This window comes from Pseudorhodoplanes sinuspersici, assembly GCF_002119765.1.
GTDB classification, from domain to species: domain Bacteria; phylum Pseudomonadota; class Alphaproteobacteria; order Rhizobiales; family Xanthobacteraceae; genus Pseudorhodoplanes; species Pseudorhodoplanes sinuspersici.
Genome location: NZ_CP021112.1, coordinates 640,018 through 655,561, shown reverse-complemented (window position 1 = coordinate 655,561; position 15,544 = coordinate 640,018). Strand labels below are relative to the sequence as shown.

Genomic DNA, 15,544 nt, shown 5'->3' with positions numbered 1-15,544 from the left:
TCAGGATCAATCAAGCCGTTCCGATGATCCCGCTGAGGCCCGGCGTCACGCGACGCCGCGGCCACCCGCGCGCCCAGCCTGTGCAGTAAAATGCGCGCTTACGGTTCAAATCCTACCCCCGCAACCAAATACGCCGCTAGGTCAAAGACTTAGCGGCGTTCGCATTTTTGATTATGTTTGGAGCCTGCGGTCTGGAAGCACTGTGGAAGCAAGAGGGCAGGAAGTCCTAAGCAGATCAGCGAGTTGGCGCGAAAGACGCAACGAAAACTGCTTGCCGAGAGCCGTGCCCGGTGGGCCATCTTATTTTACGTGCTCGTACAATTTCGATAACGACGGGAAGGTTCTGTAAAGCAGGCGGTCAGCGCGCCGCGCCGCCATCGCGGCCGCTTGTGACCACAAACCGCAGCCGCTCGGACGAGCTGGCGCGCTTGGCCGTGAGTACAGGTGACCCAACCTCTTTGGCGTCGCGCTGCTTGACCAAGCCGTAGGCCAACATGGAGAAGTACGTTTCGATCAGCTCTTCGACCGAAACTGACTTGCGCGGGTCATACCAACGCGCAAGCCAGTTGCACATGCCGAGAATGGCGAATGCGACCATCTTGGGATCGCCAACCTGGGCGAATTGCCCCGACGCCTGCCCTTCGGCAACGATCTGCGTCCACATGCTTTCGTACTGGCGCCAGATCTTGTCCATCTCGCGCCGCACTTCCTTGGCGTCATCGAGATAGACGTCACGCAGGCTGATGGTCATTTCCAAACAGTGACGGTCGAACCGCTGCAGATGGTTGCGGATCGCCTCGTAGAGCTTGGTCGTACTGTCGGCGTCCGACTTCACGACCGCATCCAGGCCGTCGACTAGCGATCGCGTCTGCGGCCGGATGATGCAGAGCAGGATCTCGGCGCGATTCTTGAAGTAGTAATAAATCGCCTCACGCTTGATGCCCGTCTCGCGCGCGATGTCGTCAAGCGAGGTATTGGCAAAACCGTGCAGATCGAACAGCGCCAGAGCGTGCCTGAGGATGGCCTCGCGCCGCAGTTTGGATTTTTTCGGCTTGACCGGCTTATCGGCGGGCTTGGCTTTCGGCGACTTCATAATGCTCGTCCGTACAGGGCAAGCATCAATACCAGCCTGGTGGCGGAAAGGCGAGTGTTCCACCGCCGGAGGCGAGCGGTGTACGGAGGTGAAGACGGCGACGCGATCGGCGCGGGTGACGATCATGCCGGCATTGCCATCGGCCGGATGCGTCTGGCCGCCGAAGGTAACGGTGCCACGTTCGCCACCGGCTTAAGCTTGGCCAGCCCTTCCTTGGTCGATGGGTGGATGCCTTCGCCGCCGTCGATCTGACCCGTCGCCTTGCGGAACCGCGCATCCGGCACCTCGAAAGGCAACCGCACATAGCAGCGCTGGAAAATGCGGTCATTTACCAAAGCGTCCTGCTATTGCGCGTAACGGTGCGCTACGCCTTCGGGTTGGGATGAATGATTACTGGCCCATTGGATGTACGACCGCATGTGACGACAAGGGTCGCCTGCACTCCTCCGAATGAGAGCGCATGTGTGGCTTCCGCCACGCAACGCGCGCTGGTGGCGCAGGCTTGCGAATGGTGGGGCTACTCACCTGCCGCGGCCTATTAGGGACATCACCCATGGCGCTCCCCAGAAAGATTTCTCCTGCGGCACGGTGATACCGAGTACGGCATGGCCGACTTGGTCGAGCGGAACATTCTTGGCCTTGAACACGTTGGCTGCCGTGGAGGTAGCAAAGCGCACGCTGTGCAGATGCGCGAAGTTCGCCTGCCAGCGCGAAAACGGACTCGATCCAGTTGGCTGTAAGAAATGCGCACGTCTTCGAAATTATATCATATAGACCTTCTGTCCCCCTCAGCCCAGGCGCGTGACGAAGTCCTTGAGCGCGCGCCGACAGGCCTCCGGCTTCTCGATCTGCAAGAAATGGGTGGTGTCCGGAACCATCACGTAGTCCACGCCGTGTTCGTCGTGGATCGCCTTGCAGATCAGCGCCGGCGGCATCGCGAACGAATGCGCCGGATCGGCGCCAATGAGGATAACCGGACAATTCAACGACGAGATGCGCGGCCAGATACTTAGGTCTACATTGGTTTCGTAGACATGCGCTTCCAACTCGCGCGGATTGCGCAACACCCAGCCGCCGGCAGCCTCCTGCTTCAATGTGCTCTCGGCGAACAAAAGATGCGCGCCGGGCACCCATCCGGTGAAGGCCGGCCCACGCCGCAGCTGCGCAGCGAACTGCTCGGGCGATTCATATTGCTCTGGGCGCCGGCGTGCGCGCCGCGTGCGGTCATCCATGTCGGCCTGCTCGAGCGGCTGCAGCGGGTGGCCGTGTGGCGGATAAAGCGGCGGATCGAACAGCGCGAGCGCCGACCATGGCGCTCGGGCATTCACCGCATGCAGCAGCGCGGCCACCGCGGAGAGCGAATGAAAGACGCCGACGATCGGCTTTTGTCCGAACGTATCGTTGATGCCGGTGAAGATCTCGCTCATGTCGCGGGCGAAGCGATCCCAATTATGCGCCGCCGGCTCATGCAGCGGATTTTCGCCATGATTACGTACGTCAAACAAAATAAGGTCGAATTCGTCGGCGAGCGGTAGCCAGAATGGCAGATAGGCGTTGATGGCAAGACCATTGCCGTGGCTGAGCGCCAGGCGCTTGCCACCGGTTCGGCCGTATTGGCGTAGCCGGATCACGGCGCCGTCGCTCATGGTGAGGTCGACTACCCGCCGTGGCGGCGGAACGGTCAACGGCCGTATTTCTGCGTCCATCACGCTCATCGGGCTTGCACGAAGCGATCAGCGTGGATGTCGCTATCGGAAAACCCCGCCGCTTCCAAGACCTCGACGGCCGCATCGATCATGGCGGGCGGTCCGCAGAGATAGGCCTCAAGCCCGAATGCATCCTGCAATTGTGCGGCGGCAACGTCGGTGACAAGCCCGCGCGCGCCGGTCCAGCCTGAGCCCTCCGGCTCATCCGATAGAACCGGCGTGAAGGTAAAGCTGTCGTGCTTAGCCGCCCAGAGGTTCAGCGTCTTGAGGCAGTAGAGCTCCTCTTGGCTGCGCGCGCCATAAAAGAAATGGATCGGCCGGTTATCACCGCGTGCGAAGGCGTCATCGAGCATGGCGTGGATCGGTGCCAATCCGGTGCCCCCGGCGATGCAGATCGAGGGCCGCCAATCGCTGGTGGAAAGCCCAAAATTGCCGAAGGGGCCGAGAAGCTTGAGACTCTGGCCCGGCGACAGGTGCTCGCTCACGAACGTACCAATTCGGCCCCCCGGATAAACCCGCACGTGAAACTCGATTGCCGCGTCGCCGGGGCGGTTGGCCGCCGAATACATGCGGTTCGGCTTGATCTCTGGCACGACCCATTCGAAGCATTGGCCTGCGCGGTATTCGACGAGCCCCGGCGTTTCGACGCGCACCTTGTAGATCGTCGGCGTGACCTGCTCGACGCTCTCGACCATGGTGTTGATCGCCGTCGGGCGTATTGCCGGCGCGTCCTGCACGAGCGAGACGTTCAGCTTCACATCCGTGCGCGGGAAGCACATGCAGAGCAGGAGCTTGCCCGCTGCCCGATGCGTATCGGTGAAGATGGCCGGATCGGCGCCCGGCATCTCGTAGACCTTGCCGCTGAGCAGCGAGGCGATGCATTCGCCGCATTCGCCGGAGCGGCAGTTATACCGCGCGGGGATGCCGTTCTGGATGCAGCTATCGAGCAGGGTCTGGTCGCCGCGGCACGTGATTTCGTGACTCGACGGCTCGATAGCGACCGCGAATGTTTCCGAAGCCACGCGCGCGTTCATAGTCCCTGCCCGCCTCAACCGGCGACGTAAATGGCGTGCGCCGAGAGATTGCCGCCGAGCTTCTGCTGGATGAACTCATCCGCAGTCTCCGGCAGCGGCACGCCCCATTCCTTGGTGATGAAGGCCTTCACCTGCTGATAATAGGTCTCACGCATGCCTTCATTAGTGTCGGACTTCAGGCCCCAGTGGCGATAGCGTTCGTTGGTCTTCGAATTCGGATTGCCGAATGAAGCGAGGCCAACCGGCAGCCACTTCATAACCGACTTCGCGACCTCGGCCTTGCCTTCCGGCGTGCGCAACAGATCCTTGACACCGTCCATGCCGAGGCCAACATGGCCGTATTCTTCGTTCAACGTCTCCTGGCATGCGCGGCGGAACGGCTCGTAAGGCGACTTGATGAAGTGGCGGAACTGATGCGCGGCGGCACGATCGACCAACGCCAGGAACACCATCTGATCGGCCCAGGTGTCGATCGGCACGTCGAAGGTCGTCAGATGGCCTTTGTTCTTGGTCACCTCCTTCCAATCGAGCTTGAGATCCTCGAGCAGCTTACGGAAGCGCAGATGATGCCCGTATTCCTCCATCACGGTCTTGGCCATGCGCATTTTCATGTCGGCCGTCGGCGCGCGCAGGATGCTCTGCTCGAACGTATCGGCCCCGAACTCCTCGCTCACCACGTGGATGGCAATGATATTGAGCTGAAGCTTGGTGAACTCGTCATCCTGAGTGAAGAAGTCGTCCGGCGTGACATTGCCGATGCCGGTCTGGTTCGGATTGAGTTGCAGCATGGGACTCTCCTGATTTTCAGAAGAACGCGCGCTGGCGTTCGGAAATATCGGCGATGACGTTCTTTACTTGGGTGAACTCGAGCATCGTCTCGAAGGCGTCTTCACGGCCGTGGCCGCTGGCCTTGGTGCCGCCGAAGGCAGCGCCTGAGGGGAACAGGTTGTAACAATTGATCCAGACGCGGCCGGCCTCCACTGCGCGCGCCATGCGGTGAGCGCGTCCGAGATTCTCGGTCCAGATGCCGGCGGCAAGCCCGTAGTCCAGGCCGTTGGCCATGCTCAGGAGCTCGAACTCCTCGCCCCAGCGCTGGAAGGTCATGACCGGCCCGAAGATCTCCTGCGTCGCAACCACCATGTCGGAGACGACGTTGTCGAAGATCGTCGGCTGCAGAAACAGGCCGTCGGGATACTTGCCGACCTTGGCGCGGCCGCCGCCGGTGACGAGTCGTGCGCCTTCGGCCTTACCGATGTCGATGTAGTGCAGCACGCGCTCCATATGCGCGCGATGGGCCAGCGTACCGACGCGCGTATCCTTGTCGAACGGATCGCCGATGCGCAGGCGCGGGATCAGTTCGAGAATGCGCCGCATGAGTTCGTCGGCGATCTGATGATGCGCATATACGCGCGAGCCGGAGGTGCAGACCTGCCCCTGGTTCATGAAGGCGCCGAGCAGAATGCCCTGCGCCGCCCGGTCGAGATCGGCGTCCGGAAACACGAGCTGCGCATTCTTGCCGCCGAGTTCGAGCGTCAGTTGCTTGCCCGAAGGTGCCGCGGCGGCCATGGCGGCGCGGCCGGTCGCGACCGAACCGGTCAGCGAGATCTTCACGATGTCGGGATGCGAGACGATCGCCTCGCCCGTGGTCGATCCGCGGCCGGTGAGCACGTTGACGACACCCGACGGCAGCGTTTCGGCGATCAGCTTAGCGATCTCGAGAGTCGTGATCGGCGTCGTATCGGCGGGCTTGTAGATGACGGCATTGCCGGTGGCGATCGCAGGCGCGATCTTGCCGAGGAACATGTTGAGCGGAAAATTCCAGGCGCCGATGATCCCGACGATGCCCAACGGCTCGCGGATGTCATAGCTCAGGATATTGCCGCCATCCGGCAACGCATTGCCTTCGAGCGCGCGTGCGACGCTGGCATAATAACGCAGGCGGTCGGCGGCGGTGGCGACGTTGGCGTAACTTTCACGCCAGGGCTTGCCGGTGTTGGCGGTTTCCAGCCAAGCGAAACGGTCGATCTCCGCCATCAGGCGGTCGGCCAGCGCGAAGATCGCCTCAGCGCGTTTGCGGGCGCCCAGCCGATACCACGCCGGCCACGCCACCTTGGCGGCGAACACCGCTTCCACCACGTCGCGCGCGCTCGCATCCGGCACCGTGCAAAGCACCTCGCCGGTGAGCGGACTGCGGGCTTCGATCACCTCATTCGACGACGAACGATGCCATGCGTTGTTGATGAACAGGTCGTAGCTGCGCGGAATCTCGTAAGCCATGTCCTACACCGTCAAGATATGAACCGTCGCCACGGCCGAATCCTGGCCGAGCAGGCCACCGGCCATCTGCGCGAGCCCGACTTTGGGCGCGCCGGCCTGCCGCGCGCCCGCGCGACCCATGAGTTGTTCGTGAATCTCGACGATCTGCGCGACACCCGTGGCGCCGACCGGATGACCGCGGCTGGTCAGACCGCCGCTCACATTGACCGGCATGCGGCCGCCGAGTGCCGTGTCGCCGTCTTCGAGCAGGCGGATCGCCTCGCCACGGCCGCACAGTGCGAGGTCCTCAATGTCGAACAGTTCCTGCGGCGCGCTGGCGTCGTGCACCTCGGCGACCGCGATCTCCCTCGGATCGATGCCGGCTTGCGCGTAGGCGGCTTGCCCCGCCCGCGCCGTGGCGTTGCCGCTCTCATCGCCGTCCGGCAGGCCGGAAACAAGACCGGAGGCAACGACACGGCTCGTGTGCGACAGCCCCCGCTTGCGGGCGAAATCTGGCGAGACGAGCACCACGCAGGCCGCGCCGTCGACCACACCGCCGCACATCGCGCGCGTCAGCGGCGCAATGATGACGCGGTCGCTCAGGACCTCGTCCACGGTGATTGGCGTTCGCAAGCTAGCGCGCTCGTTCATTACGGCATGGGCGCGGTTTTTGACCGCGACCTGGGCGAAATGGCGTTGCGTCGCGCCGTAGCGCTCCATGTAACGGTTGGCGCGTGCGGCATTCACGTCCATGAACACCGAGCGGTTCTCATCGACGCTCTTGTGGTCGGTTGCCGTCGCCAGCGCCGCGAAGGAGCGGCGCTTGTCCGCATGCGTGAGACGCTCGGCGCCGAGCACCAACACGCAGTCGTATTGGCCGTAGGCGATCGCGCTCCACGCCAGATGCACGGCGCTCGATCCGCTCGAGCAGGCATTCTTGACCGTCTGCATCGGCACGCCGCGAATACCCGCCGGTGCTAGCAGCACCTGCGCCATGATCGACTCCTGATCGACGATGGCGCCGCCGAAGGCATTGCCGACGAAGGCCGCCTGCACGTCGGCGGCAGCAAGGCCGGCGTCCTTCAGTGCCCCCTGTACCACCGGCAACGCTATGTCGACCAGCGAGCGGTCGGTGAAGCGGCCGAAGGGACCGACCATGCCGCCGGCGACCAACGGGATATGAGGGGGTGCCTTGGCCATGGTCACCGCTTCAGCTCGGCTGTGCCTTTGGCGGTCTGCCCGCCATCGAGTTTGTTGGCTGTGAGCACGCAGCGGATGACCTCGCCGACCTCCGTCACTTCCGCCTTGAGCACGAGTGCGTCCTTGGGAAACACCGGTGCAGTGAAGAAGACGTCGAGAACCCGGATGCGCCCTGCGCCGGCATGCTCCTCGAGCAGACGCGCGAACTGCGCCGTGGTCATCGGCCCTTGCTGCAACACGGTGGGAAAGCCCGCGGCCTTGGCGAAGGCCTCGTCAACATGAATCGGGTTCGGGTCCTGCGTGCCCTCGGAGAAAGCGGCCAGCCGCGCGCGGCCCGCGGGCGGTAGCATGACTTCGAACAGGACGTCGCCGGCCTTCATCGTGCTCATGACTGCCTCACCAACCGCGTGAGTTCCCGCAGCACGAGCTTGTCGTCGCTTACGCGGCGATAATCGAAAGTGACGTCGGCGAACCAGACCGGCCCGCGCTTGCCCTGCTTCTCGACGATGTTGTCGACCTTGGCATGCACGGCGAGTTCGTCGTCCCAGCCGATCGGCTCGAACCATTCGTAACGCTGGCCGCCGTGCAGCGCCTTCTGGCGCGGAATGTCGAGATCGGCGAACAGATCGACGCCGAGCGTCTCGCCACGCAAGAAGATCATGTAGGTCGGCGGCACCCGCTCGGGATCGCCATCGATGCCGAGCCCGGCCATGAATTTGCGGGCGAGCGCACGATCCGGCTTGAGCCGGTAAGGCGGATAGCTGTGACCTGAACGCTCCATGCGCATCGGAATGGCGCCTCTTTCTGACGATCTCTTTTTAAAGCCCAACCGCGACTTCGGTCAATCATTTTTTACACTATCGTAAAAAATGCTCAGGCCGGCGCGGCACCGCCTTCGCCCGCGCGCAGGCGGAACCGCTGGATCTTGCCGGTGCTGGTCTTGGGCAGTTCCTGCACGACGGCGAACCAGCGCGGGCACTTCACATGCGCCAGGCGCTCGCGCACGAAGGCGCGCAGATCGGCGACGAATGCCGCGTTGTCGGCGACCGGCGCGCGCGGCACCACGAAGGCTTTCGGCTTGATCATGTTGTCCTCGTCGGGCGTGCCGATCACCGCACATTCCAGGACATTGGCGTGCTGCGCGATCACACCTTCCACTTCCGCGGGCGACACCCAGATGCCGCCGACGCGCAGCATGTCGTCGGCACGTCCGACCATGAAGAAGTTGCCGTCCTCATCCTCGAAGACCTTGTCGCCTGTGAGCACGCCGCCTTTGGCCATGGTCAGTGCAGTGTGTTCCGGCTTGTTCCAGTATTCGCGCGCCGCCGATGGGCCGAACATGCGTAAGTTGCCGATTTCGCCTTTCGGCACCGGCCGGCCTTCATCGTCCACCACCTCGGCGCTGTAGCCGGCAACCAGCCGGCCGCAGCTGCCGGGCACCGGCTGGCCGGGCCGGTTGATGAGGAACATGTGCGTCATTTCGGTCGTGCCGAAGCCATCAAGAATGTCGACGCCGACATAATCGCGCCAACGCCGCATCAACGTCGGTGGAAGAATCTCGCCGCCGCTGATGCACAACCGCAGCCGCGTCGACGCCGCGCGCACGCGCTCCTGACCGATGTGTTCCTCGGCGTAGCGCAGCATGCCGGCGAACAAGGTTGGCACGCCGAACACCGCGGTCGGCTCGTGTTTTAGCCATAATTCCCACACGCGTTGCGGCGTGATCGCGTCCGGGTTGACAACGACCTGAGCGCCGCTGCGGATCGGGAAATAGACTTGATTGCCAAGGCCGAATGCGAAATACATCTTCGGCGGCGACAGGATGATGTCGTCCTTGGTGATCTCGAGCGCCCCGAGCCCGAACAGTTCGGTAGCCCAGAACATGTGGTTACCGGTGTGCACGACGCCCTTTGGCTGGCCGGTACTGCCGGAGCTGTAGAGCCAGAAGGCCATCGCATTGGGATCAGTCGGATAGCTCGCGCATTGCGCACTCTGTGTCACGATCAAATCGTCAAGCAACGGATAGCCGTCGGCGGGCCCGCGTAGCGTGATGATGTGCCGCAACCGCGGAAGCGCGGGACGAATCTGCTCGATTGTCGGTATCAGGCCATGATCGAGGATCACAACCTGCGCATCGCTGTCCGCAATGAAATACTGATAATCGTGCGGCTTCAGATAGGTATTGATCGGCAGCGCGACCGCGCCGATCTTCATGATACCGAGCATCACTGCGGGAAAGTCGACGCCGTCCATCGCGCTGAACAGCACACGGTCGCCCGGCTTCACGTCCAACGACTTGAGCAGATTACCGATGCGGCCTACGCGTTCGGAAAGATCACCGAAGCTCCACGATCGGTCCGGCGCGATGATATACGGCCGCGAAGCATGCTCCGGCGCCGCCGAATGTTCCAACAGATAATCGACGATATTCGTGCGCAGACCCGGTTGCGGCTCGCACAGTTGCGCCAGACTCATAAACATATCCTCCCCTGCAACGTATCCCCCCCTGCCTCCGCTTCTTGGAGGTTTTTTTACGTGACCGTAAATTGTATGCGAAGGATCGGCCTCGTCAAGCCGGGACCGACAGTGGGTAGCCGGACCGAGAACGCGAACGACATCTTGCATTCGCACCCTCGGAGGCATTGGCGGCATTCGCCCAGTGCTATATTTTTTTACACTGCCGTTGAATTTGGTAATATACTCAGTTAGCATCGGCTAAAAAACGGGGAGGATGAAACGACAATGACATTGACAAATCGTAATATGTGCACCGGCATAAGCCGCCGCACCGCACTTAAGGGCGTCGCCGGCGTTGCGGTAGCCGCGGGCTTCGCGCCCGTCCGCTCCGCCACAGGCCAAATCGCGCCGGTCAAGGTGGGCTTCTTGCTGCCTTACTCCGGAACCTATGCCGCCTTAGGCAACAACATCACCGAGGCCTTTAAACTTTATGTGGAGGAGCGCGGTGGCAAACTCGGCGGCAGGCCCGTCGAGTACGTTGCGGTCGACGATGAATCCGATCCGGGCAAGGCGGCGGACAACACCAACAAGCTCGTGACCCGCGACAAGGTCGATGTTATCGTCGGCACCGTCCACTCCGGCGTTCAACTAGGCGTTTCGAAAGTCGCGCGCGACACCAATTCCTTGCTAATCATTCCCAACGCGGGCGTGAACGCCGCGACCGGCAGCCTCTGCGCATCGGGCATTTTCCGCAGCTCGTTCTCGAACTGGCAGCCCGGCTACCCGATGGGCCGCGTGATGGTAGAGCGCGGCCATAAGCGGGCCGTCACGTTGACCTGGAAGTATGCCGGTGGCGAGGAAATCCTGGGCGGCTTCAAGGAAGGCTACGAAAAAGCCGGCGGCAAAGTCGTCGAAGAACTGTACCTGCCATTCCCCAACACCGAATTCCAGGCCCTGCTCACCAAGATCGCCGAGATCAAGCCTGACGCGGTGTTCGTATTCTTCGCCGGCGGCGGCGCGGTGAAGTTCGTCAAAGATTACCACGCCGCGGGGCTACGCAAGTCGATACCGCTGTACAGCACTGGCTTCCTGACCGATGGAACGCTCAAAGCGCAGGGCGAAGCCGCCGAAGGGCTGCTCACCACCCTACATTACGGCGACGGCCTTGACACACCGAAGGACAACGCCTTCCGGACCGCTTTCGAGGCGCGCGGCAAAGGTGAGGCAGATGTCTACGCCGTCCAGGGCTACGACGCGGCGCAGATGTTGGCCGCTGGCCTCGACGCCGTGAAGGGCGACGTTGGCGCGCGGGCCGATCTGGTAAAGGGCATTGAGCGTGCGACAATCGATAGCCCGCGCGGCCCATTCACCGTCGGCAAGAACCACAATCCCATACAGGACATCTACCTGCGTGAAGTCAAAAACGGCAAGAACATCGTCGTCGGCGTGGCCGCCAAGGCCCTGATGGACCCGGGCCGCGGCTGCAAATTGGCCTGACTATCGCAGCCCTGTTCCTTCCCGTGGGAGGAATAGGGCTATCCCATTTTATCACGACAGCTGACAGACCGCGTGGCCCGACACACCGATGGATCCCGCAATATTTCTCATCCAAGTGCTGAACGGGGTTCAGTATGGTCTGCTGCTGTTTCTTGTCGCCAGCGGCCTGACGCTAATCTTCGGCATCATGGGCATCATCAATCTTGCCCATGGCAGTTTCTACATGATCGGCGCCTATCTCGCATACGCGCTGACCTCGCTGAGCGGCAGCCTGCTTCTCGCGGTTCTCGCGGCTGTGCCCTTAACGCTCATACTGGGTTTTCTGCTGGAGCGGCTGTTCTTTTCTTATCTTTACAACCGCGACCACCTTTACCAAGTTCTGCTCACCTACGGCCTGATCCTGATATTCGAGGAGCTGCGCAGCATACTTGCCGGCAATGACGTTCACAGTGTGACCGTCCCTTCGCAGCTCAGCGCTTCGATTCCGCTCACGGACACATTGAGCTATCCGGTCTACCGTCTCTTCCTTTCGGCCGTGTGCCTCGCCATCGCAGCCGGCATGTATCTGCTGATACAGCGCACACGCCTCGGCATGATCATTCGCGCCGGCGCCTATAATCCCGAGATGGTTCGAAGCCTCGGCATCGATATAAGACTGCTCTACAGCGGCGTCTTCGCCCTTGGCGTCGGCCTCGCAGCTTTCGCCGGTATGATCGCAGCTCCGGTGTCCTCCATATCGCCCGGCATGGGTGATTCCGTTCTGATCACTTCCTTCGTCGTCGTCGTGATCGGCGGCATCGGCTCTGTGAAAGGCACAATGGCCGCCGCGCTGCTGGTCGGTCTAGCCGACACATTCGGTCAGGTGCTGCTTCCACAGGCCGCCGGGATGATCGTCTATCTACTCATGGCCCTGGTCTTACTGTGGCGCCGCGAGGGACTCTTCGGAAAAACGGTCTGATGATGGCGCGGAAATATATGCGTTCGTCTGACGCGCTGGCGTTGGGTGTTTTCGGTTGTCTCTTGGCATTCCCGTTCTTCGGCGGCGACTTCTACATCCAATTGATTACGAAGATTATGATTCTATCGATCTTCGCGATGAGTCTGAACTTGCTGGTCGGCTTCACCGGTCTCGTCAGCTTGGGACACGCGACCTTTTATGGCCTCGGCGCTTACGCCCTGGTTTTCAGCTCGCCACAATACGATCCCGCCAACTTGTGGCTCACCTTGCCGTTCTCGATGCTCGCCGCCAGCGCCGCCGCGCTGATCATCGGCACGTTCGTTCTGCGCACCAACGGCGTTTACTTCATCATGGTCACGCTCGCGTTCGCGCAGATGGTCTATTATATTTTCCACGACGGGAAGTTCTCAGGCGGCTCCGACGGCGTCTATATCTACGCCAAGCCCGAGATGCGGCTTTTCGGGCTCGATCTCCTCGACCTCGAGAAGACATTCAACTTTTATCTCCTGGCGCTCTTCGCCATGGCCTTCTGCTACGGCGCGTTGCGCGTCATGCTGCACTCGCTGTTCGGCCGCACGCTGCTCGGGATACGGACGAACGAGCGGCGGATGCTTTCCCTGGGCTACGCGACCTTTCGCTACAAGCTGGTCAGCTTCGTCATCGCCGGCGCCTTCGCCGGGCTGTCGGGCTATCTCTCGGCGGCGCAGTTCGGTTTCGTGAACCCCTCCTTCCTCGGATGGCACCAGTCGGCACAGGCGCTGATCATGGTGATCCTCGGCGGTATGGGCACGCTGTCTGGCCCCATCCTGGGGACGTTCGCACTCGTCCTGCTCCAGGAGTTCCTCTCCGAGCTGACGCAGCGTTGGCTGCTCCTGATGGGCGGCGTCATTATTCTGGCAGTCATCAAGCTGCCGCATGGTCTTGCTGGCGGCTTGACGACGCTTTTCAGCGCCCGCAAATGCACCCTGAGAGCCTGGCCCAGAATTCAAAGCGTCTTTTCAGTGCTGGATTTTCGCCATCATGCAGCTAGGCTCAAATTCATTGGCCGAATTTTGAGTCAGACTCTGAGGAAGACCGCGGCATCGATGCGAAAACGGACCTCCGCGAAATGAGCCCGGTTCGACTCAGGACGGTGAAACTTTGCAAGCGCTTTGGCGGCCTCGCCGCCGTGTCGGATATTTCGATCGAGGTGCGGCCGCGCGAAATCCACGCCCTGATCGGCCCCAACGGAGCCGGCAAGTCGACCCTGATCAATCTTCTCTCGGGCGAGCTTCGTCCGACGAGCGGCAGCATCTACATCGACGGTCGCGAGACGACCAATTGCACCGCCTATCAAGTCTCGCAGTCCGGTATCGGCCGAACCTACCAGAAGACCAACATATTCCTGCCGTTCACCGTTTTCGAGAATGCACGTCTGGCGGCGCAGTCCCGTCTGCCGACATCGATGCGTTTCATCCGCGATGCGTCGCGCAACGAGTTTCTGAACGAGCGCGCCCGGGCCGCGTTGGCCGCGGCGGGCCTGAATCATTGCGCCGAGCGGATTGCATCGACGCTCAGCCATGGCGAGCAGCGCCAGCTCGAGATCGCGATGTGCCTGGCGACCGCGCCGTCGGTGCTGTTGCTGGACGAGCCGCTAGCAGGCATGGGCGCCGATGAATCGGCGCTGATGGTCGAACTCCTCAAGAGCCTCGCGCACAATCATGGCATTCTGCTCGTCGAGCACGATATGGACGCGGTTTTCCAGGTCGCGGACCGCATCACCGTTCTGGTGAATGGCCAAAAGCTCGAAAGCGGTACGCCGAGCGCTATACGCAACAGCGCTGCGGTGCATAGCGCTTACCTAGGTAACGACGACCATGCGTGACGCCGCTTTGATAGAAACTCGGGATCTCCATGCCTTTTACGGCGAAAGTCACATCCTTCATGGTGTCACTTTCGCCGTCCGTCCAGGGGAGTGCATCGGTCTGATGGGACGAAATGGCATGGGCAAAAGCACCCTCCTGCGGTCGCTGCTGGCAATCGTAAGACAAAGATGGGGTGCCGTACGTGTGCGCGGCATAGACATGACGAACGCAACGCCCGATGCCATTGCCCGCGCCGGGATCGCCTACGTTCCAGAAGGGCGGGGCATTTTTGGCAATCTTACGGTGCGAGAAAATCTGGTCATGGCCGCGCGCCCTGGCTTCAACGGCAACCGCGACTGGACTTTCGAGCGCGTGCTCGAGACGTTCCCGCGGCTGCGAGAGCGGCTCGATCACAGCGGCACGCAGCTCTCCGGCGGCGAGCAGCAGATGCTGACGATCGGACGGGCGCTCATGACCAATCCCGACCTCCTCATCCTGGATGAAGCTACGGAAGGACTTGCGCCGCTGATTGCCAAAGGGGTCTGGTCGATCCTGCATGAGATCCGGCAACACGGGATCGCCAGCATCGTGGTCGATCGGGACTATCGCTCCGTTTGCCGGTTGGCGGATCGATGTATCGTCCTAGTCAAGGGGAAAATCGCGCTCGAAGGCCCAGGCAAAGAACTCCAGGCCGACACGACGATCTTGAGTAAGTATCTCAGCGTGTAGAATCGCACCCCAGACGAACCTGCTCCACTGAACAGAGGACGACAACCCCTTATCGGAATGACCTACGACCCGCCGATCACGGATTCCTCGACGCGCTGGAAAACGTCACGCGCTTAGTGAGCCGAGTCGCCGATCGTCGGCCGGATTCTTGAGGAAATCGACGGCTCCCGCGAAGCAGGCTGAATAAGGCCGTGCCTGTCGAGGCCGGCACTGGCGTCACCTTCGCGGACGTGGCTAGCCTCACCGAGGCCAAAGACGAGTTGCCGCAATATCGGCTCAAGCATCGGCATCTCGCTTGTCATCTTTCTGCTCACGCGCAACACGCAAATCGTGCACTCCGCGCTCGTGGAACACGTGACGCCTTTCAATCCGGCGTTGCGCGATCCCGCCATCTCCCATATCTGGGACATGGCGACTGTGGCCGGTCGTGCCGCGCTGAATGCAGAGGTGACGCGGCAGGCAACGATCGTCGCCTACAGCAATGACTTCAGATTGATGATGATCATTGCTCTTGCATCGGTGCCGTTCATTTTCCTGCTGCGCCGCGCCCAGCCCAAGGCCGAACAGGCGGCGGTGCTGGAATGAGTTTCGGTGAAACCATGGCGCCCCCCGTGGTTTCTCCGCTCGCCCTCCCGCGGCGTTGTCGCGGGAGGGCACTTTTGTCCGGAGTGAGAAGACTGCAACGCGGGCTTGCACAAGCAATCGAATCAAGGACCAGGGTGGGATCGAGAAATGCCCAGCGTCGGCTTTGTCAGCCGGTGCCGGTCCAT

The 15,544-nt window shown here is 61.8% G+C and carries 16 protein-coding genes; 6 read left to right on the top strand and 10 right to left on the bottom strand.

The features are described 5' to 3' along the window. Window positions 1-358 precede the first annotated feature (358 nt). From CAK95_RS03325 to CAK95_RS03280, 10 genes are all read right to left on the bottom strand, one after another. Entirely contained in the window at window positions 359-1,219 is an 861-nt protein-coding gene (locus CAK95_RS03325) for a TetR/AcrR family transcriptional regulator (protein WP_086086573.1), read from the bottom strand. Continuing rightward, complete coding sequence (locus CAK95_RS03320; RefSeq protein WP_086086571.1) at window positions 1,216-1,428, bottom strand: hypothetical protein; 213 nt, start codon at window positions 1,426-1,428, stop codon at window positions 1,216-1,218. The genes CAK95_RS03325 and CAK95_RS03320 overlap by 4 nt, the downstream gene beginning before the upstream one ends. Before the next feature lie 453 nt (window positions 1,429-1,881). Further along, window positions 1,882-2,739 carry an alpha/beta fold hydrolase gene (locus CAK95_RS03315; RefSeq protein WP_157699519.1) on the bottom strand — a complete coding sequence of 286 codons (858 nt, stop codon included), beginning with the start codon at window positions 2,737-2,739 and terminating at the stop codon, window positions 1,882-1,884. 65 nt (window positions 2,740-2,804) lie between these two features. Beyond that, entirely contained in the window at window positions 2,805-3,833 is a 1,029-nt protein-coding gene (locus CAK95_RS03310; RefSeq protein WP_086086567.1) for a 2Fe-2S iron-sulfur cluster-binding protein, read from the bottom strand. 14 nt (window positions 3,834-3,847) lie between these two features. Next, window positions 3,848-4,621 (bottom strand): Phenylacetic acid catabolic protein, encoded by a 774-nt coding sequence (locus tag CAK95_RS03305; protein ID WP_086086565.1) that lies wholly within the window; start codon window positions 4,619-4,621, stop codon window positions 3,848-3,850. Between the two features lie 16 nt (window positions 4,622-4,637). Then, a complete protein-coding gene (locus tag CAK95_RS03300) occupies window positions 4,638-6,110 on the bottom strand; it encodes an aldehyde dehydrogenase family protein (protein ID WP_086086563.1) in 1,473 nt (490 codons plus the stop codon). Window positions 6,111-6,113: 3 nt separating this feature from the next. Next, window positions 6,114-7,289 (bottom strand): thiolase family protein, encoded by a 1,176-nt coding sequence (locus CAK95_RS03295; RefSeq protein WP_198343798.1) that lies wholly within the window; start codon window positions 7,287-7,289, stop codon window positions 6,114-6,116. A gap of 2 nt (window positions 7,290-7,291) precedes the next feature. Beyond that, on the bottom strand, window positions 7,292-7,678 hold the full coding sequence (locus tag CAK95_RS03290; RefSeq protein ID WP_157699518.1) for a MaoC/PaaZ C-terminal domain-containing protein: 387 nt from the start codon (window positions 7,676-7,678) through the stop codon (window positions 7,292-7,294). Further along, window positions 7,675-8,076 carry an FAS1-like dehydratase domain-containing protein gene (locus tag CAK95_RS03285; protein WP_086086560.1) on the bottom strand — a complete coding sequence of 134 codons (402 nt, stop codon included), beginning with the start codon at window positions 8,074-8,076 and terminating at the stop codon, window positions 7,675-7,677. The genes CAK95_RS03290 and CAK95_RS03285 overlap by 4 nt, the downstream gene beginning before the upstream one ends. Window positions 8,077-8,162: 86 nt before the next feature. Then, complete coding sequence (locus CAK95_RS03280; protein WP_157699517.1) at window positions 8,163-9,764, bottom strand: benzoate-CoA ligase family protein; 1,602 nt, start codon at window positions 9,762-9,764, stop codon at window positions 8,163-8,165. 267 nt (window positions 9,765-10,031) lie between these two features. On the opposite strand from CAK95_RS03280, the gene CAK95_RS03275 reads away from it, so the two are divergent. The 6 genes from CAK95_RS03275 to CAK95_RS03245 all read left to right on the top strand — a co-directional run bounded on the left by CAK95_RS03275 (window position 10,032) and on the right by CAK95_RS03245 (window position 15,359). Beyond that, window positions 10,032-11,243, top strand: a complete 1,212-nt coding sequence (locus CAK95_RS03275) for an ABC transporter substrate-binding protein (protein ID WP_245303606.1) — start codon at window positions 10,032-10,034, stop codon at window positions 11,241-11,243. An 88-nt stretch (window positions 11,244-11,331) separates the two neighbouring features. Then, the gene (locus tag CAK95_RS03270) at window positions 11,332-12,201 is read left to right on the top strand and encodes a branched-chain amino acid ABC transporter permease (protein WP_086086554.1); all 870 of its coding nucleotides are present in this window, start codon (window positions 11,332-11,334) and stop codon (window positions 12,199-12,201) included. Beyond that, window positions 12,201-13,313, top strand: a complete 1,113-nt coding sequence (locus tag CAK95_RS03265; protein WP_198343797.1) for a branched-chain amino acid ABC transporter permease — start codon at window positions 12,201-12,203, stop codon at window positions 13,311-13,313. The genes CAK95_RS03270 and CAK95_RS03265 overlap by 1 nt, the downstream gene beginning before the upstream one ends. After that, window positions 13,310-14,065 (top strand): ABC transporter ATP-binding protein, encoded by a 756-nt coding sequence (locus CAK95_RS03260; protein ID WP_086086552.1) that lies wholly within the window; start codon window positions 13,310-13,312, stop codon window positions 14,063-14,065. The genes CAK95_RS03265 and CAK95_RS03260 overlap by 4 nt, the downstream gene beginning before the upstream one ends. After that, complete coding sequence (locus tag CAK95_RS03255; RefSeq protein WP_086086551.1) at window positions 14,058-14,774, top strand: ABC transporter ATP-binding protein; 717 nt, start codon at window positions 14,058-14,060, stop codon at window positions 14,772-14,774. The genes CAK95_RS03260 and CAK95_RS03255 overlap by 8 nt, the downstream gene beginning before the upstream one ends. Before the next feature lie 330 nt (window positions 14,775-15,104). Beyond that, window positions 15,105-15,359, top strand: a complete 255-nt coding sequence (locus CAK95_RS03245) for a hypothetical protein (protein WP_157699516.1) — start codon at window positions 15,105-15,107, stop codon at window positions 15,357-15,359. The last annotated feature ends 185 nt before the right edge of the window (window positions 15,360-15,544 follow it).

Excerpts from the sequence above, each read along its gene's own strand:
- CAK95_RS03305 (WP_086086565.1), bottom strand. The coding sequence starts at position 4,621 with ATGCTGCAACTCAATCCGAACCAGACCGGCATCGGCAATGTCACGCCG.
- CAK95_RS03300 (WP_086086563.1), bottom strand. The coding sequence starts at position 6,110 with ATGGCTTACGAGATTCCGCGCAGCTACGACCTGTTCATCAACAACGCA.
- CAK95_RS03315 (WP_157699519.1), bottom strand. The coding sequence starts at position 2,739 with ATGAGCGACGGCGCCGTGATCCGGCTACGCCAATACGGCCGAACCGGT.
- CAK95_RS03325 (WP_086086573.1), bottom strand. The coding sequence starts at position 1,219 with ATGATCGTCACCCGCGCCGATCGCGTCGCCGTCTTCACCTCCGTACAC.
- CAK95_RS03290 (WP_157699518.1), bottom strand. The coding sequence starts at position 7,678 with ATGAGCACGATGAAGGCCGGCGACGTCCTGTTCGAAGTCATGCTACCG.
- CAK95_RS03260 (WP_086086552.1), top strand. The coding sequence starts at position 13,310 with ATGAGCCCGGTTCGACTCAGGACGGTGAAACTTTGCAAGCGCTTTGGC.
- CAK95_RS03275 (WP_245303606.1), top strand. The coding sequence starts at position 10,032 with ATGACATTGACAAATCGTAATATGTGCACCGGCATAAGCCGCCGCACC.
- CAK95_RS03265 (WP_198343797.1), top strand. The coding sequence starts at position 12,201 with ATGATGGCGCGGAAATATATGCGTTCGTCTGACGCGCTGGCGTTGGGT.
- CAK95_RS03310 (WP_086086567.1), bottom strand. The coding sequence starts at position 3,833 with ATGAACGCGCGCGTGGCTTCGGAAACATTCGCGGTCGCTATCGAGCCG.
- CAK95_RS03280 (WP_157699517.1), bottom strand. The coding sequence starts at position 9,764 with ATGAGTCTGGCGCAACTGTGCGAGCCGCAACCGGGTCTGCGCACGAAT.
- CAK95_RS03285 (WP_086086560.1), bottom strand. The coding sequence starts at position 8,076 with ATGCGCATGGAGCGTTCAGGTCACAGCTATCCGCCTTACCGGCTCAAG.
- CAK95_RS03255 (WP_086086551.1), top strand. The coding sequence starts at position 14,058 with ATGCGTGACGCCGCTTTGATAGAAACTCGGGATCTCCATGCCTTTTAC.
- CAK95_RS03295 (WP_198343798.1), bottom strand. The coding sequence starts at position 7,289 with ATGGCCAAGGCACCCCCTCATATCCCGTTGGTCGCCGGCGGCATGGTC.
- CAK95_RS03270 (WP_086086554.1), top strand. The coding sequence starts at position 11,332 with ATGGATCCCGCAATATTTCTCATCCAAGTGCTGAACGGGGTTCAGTAT.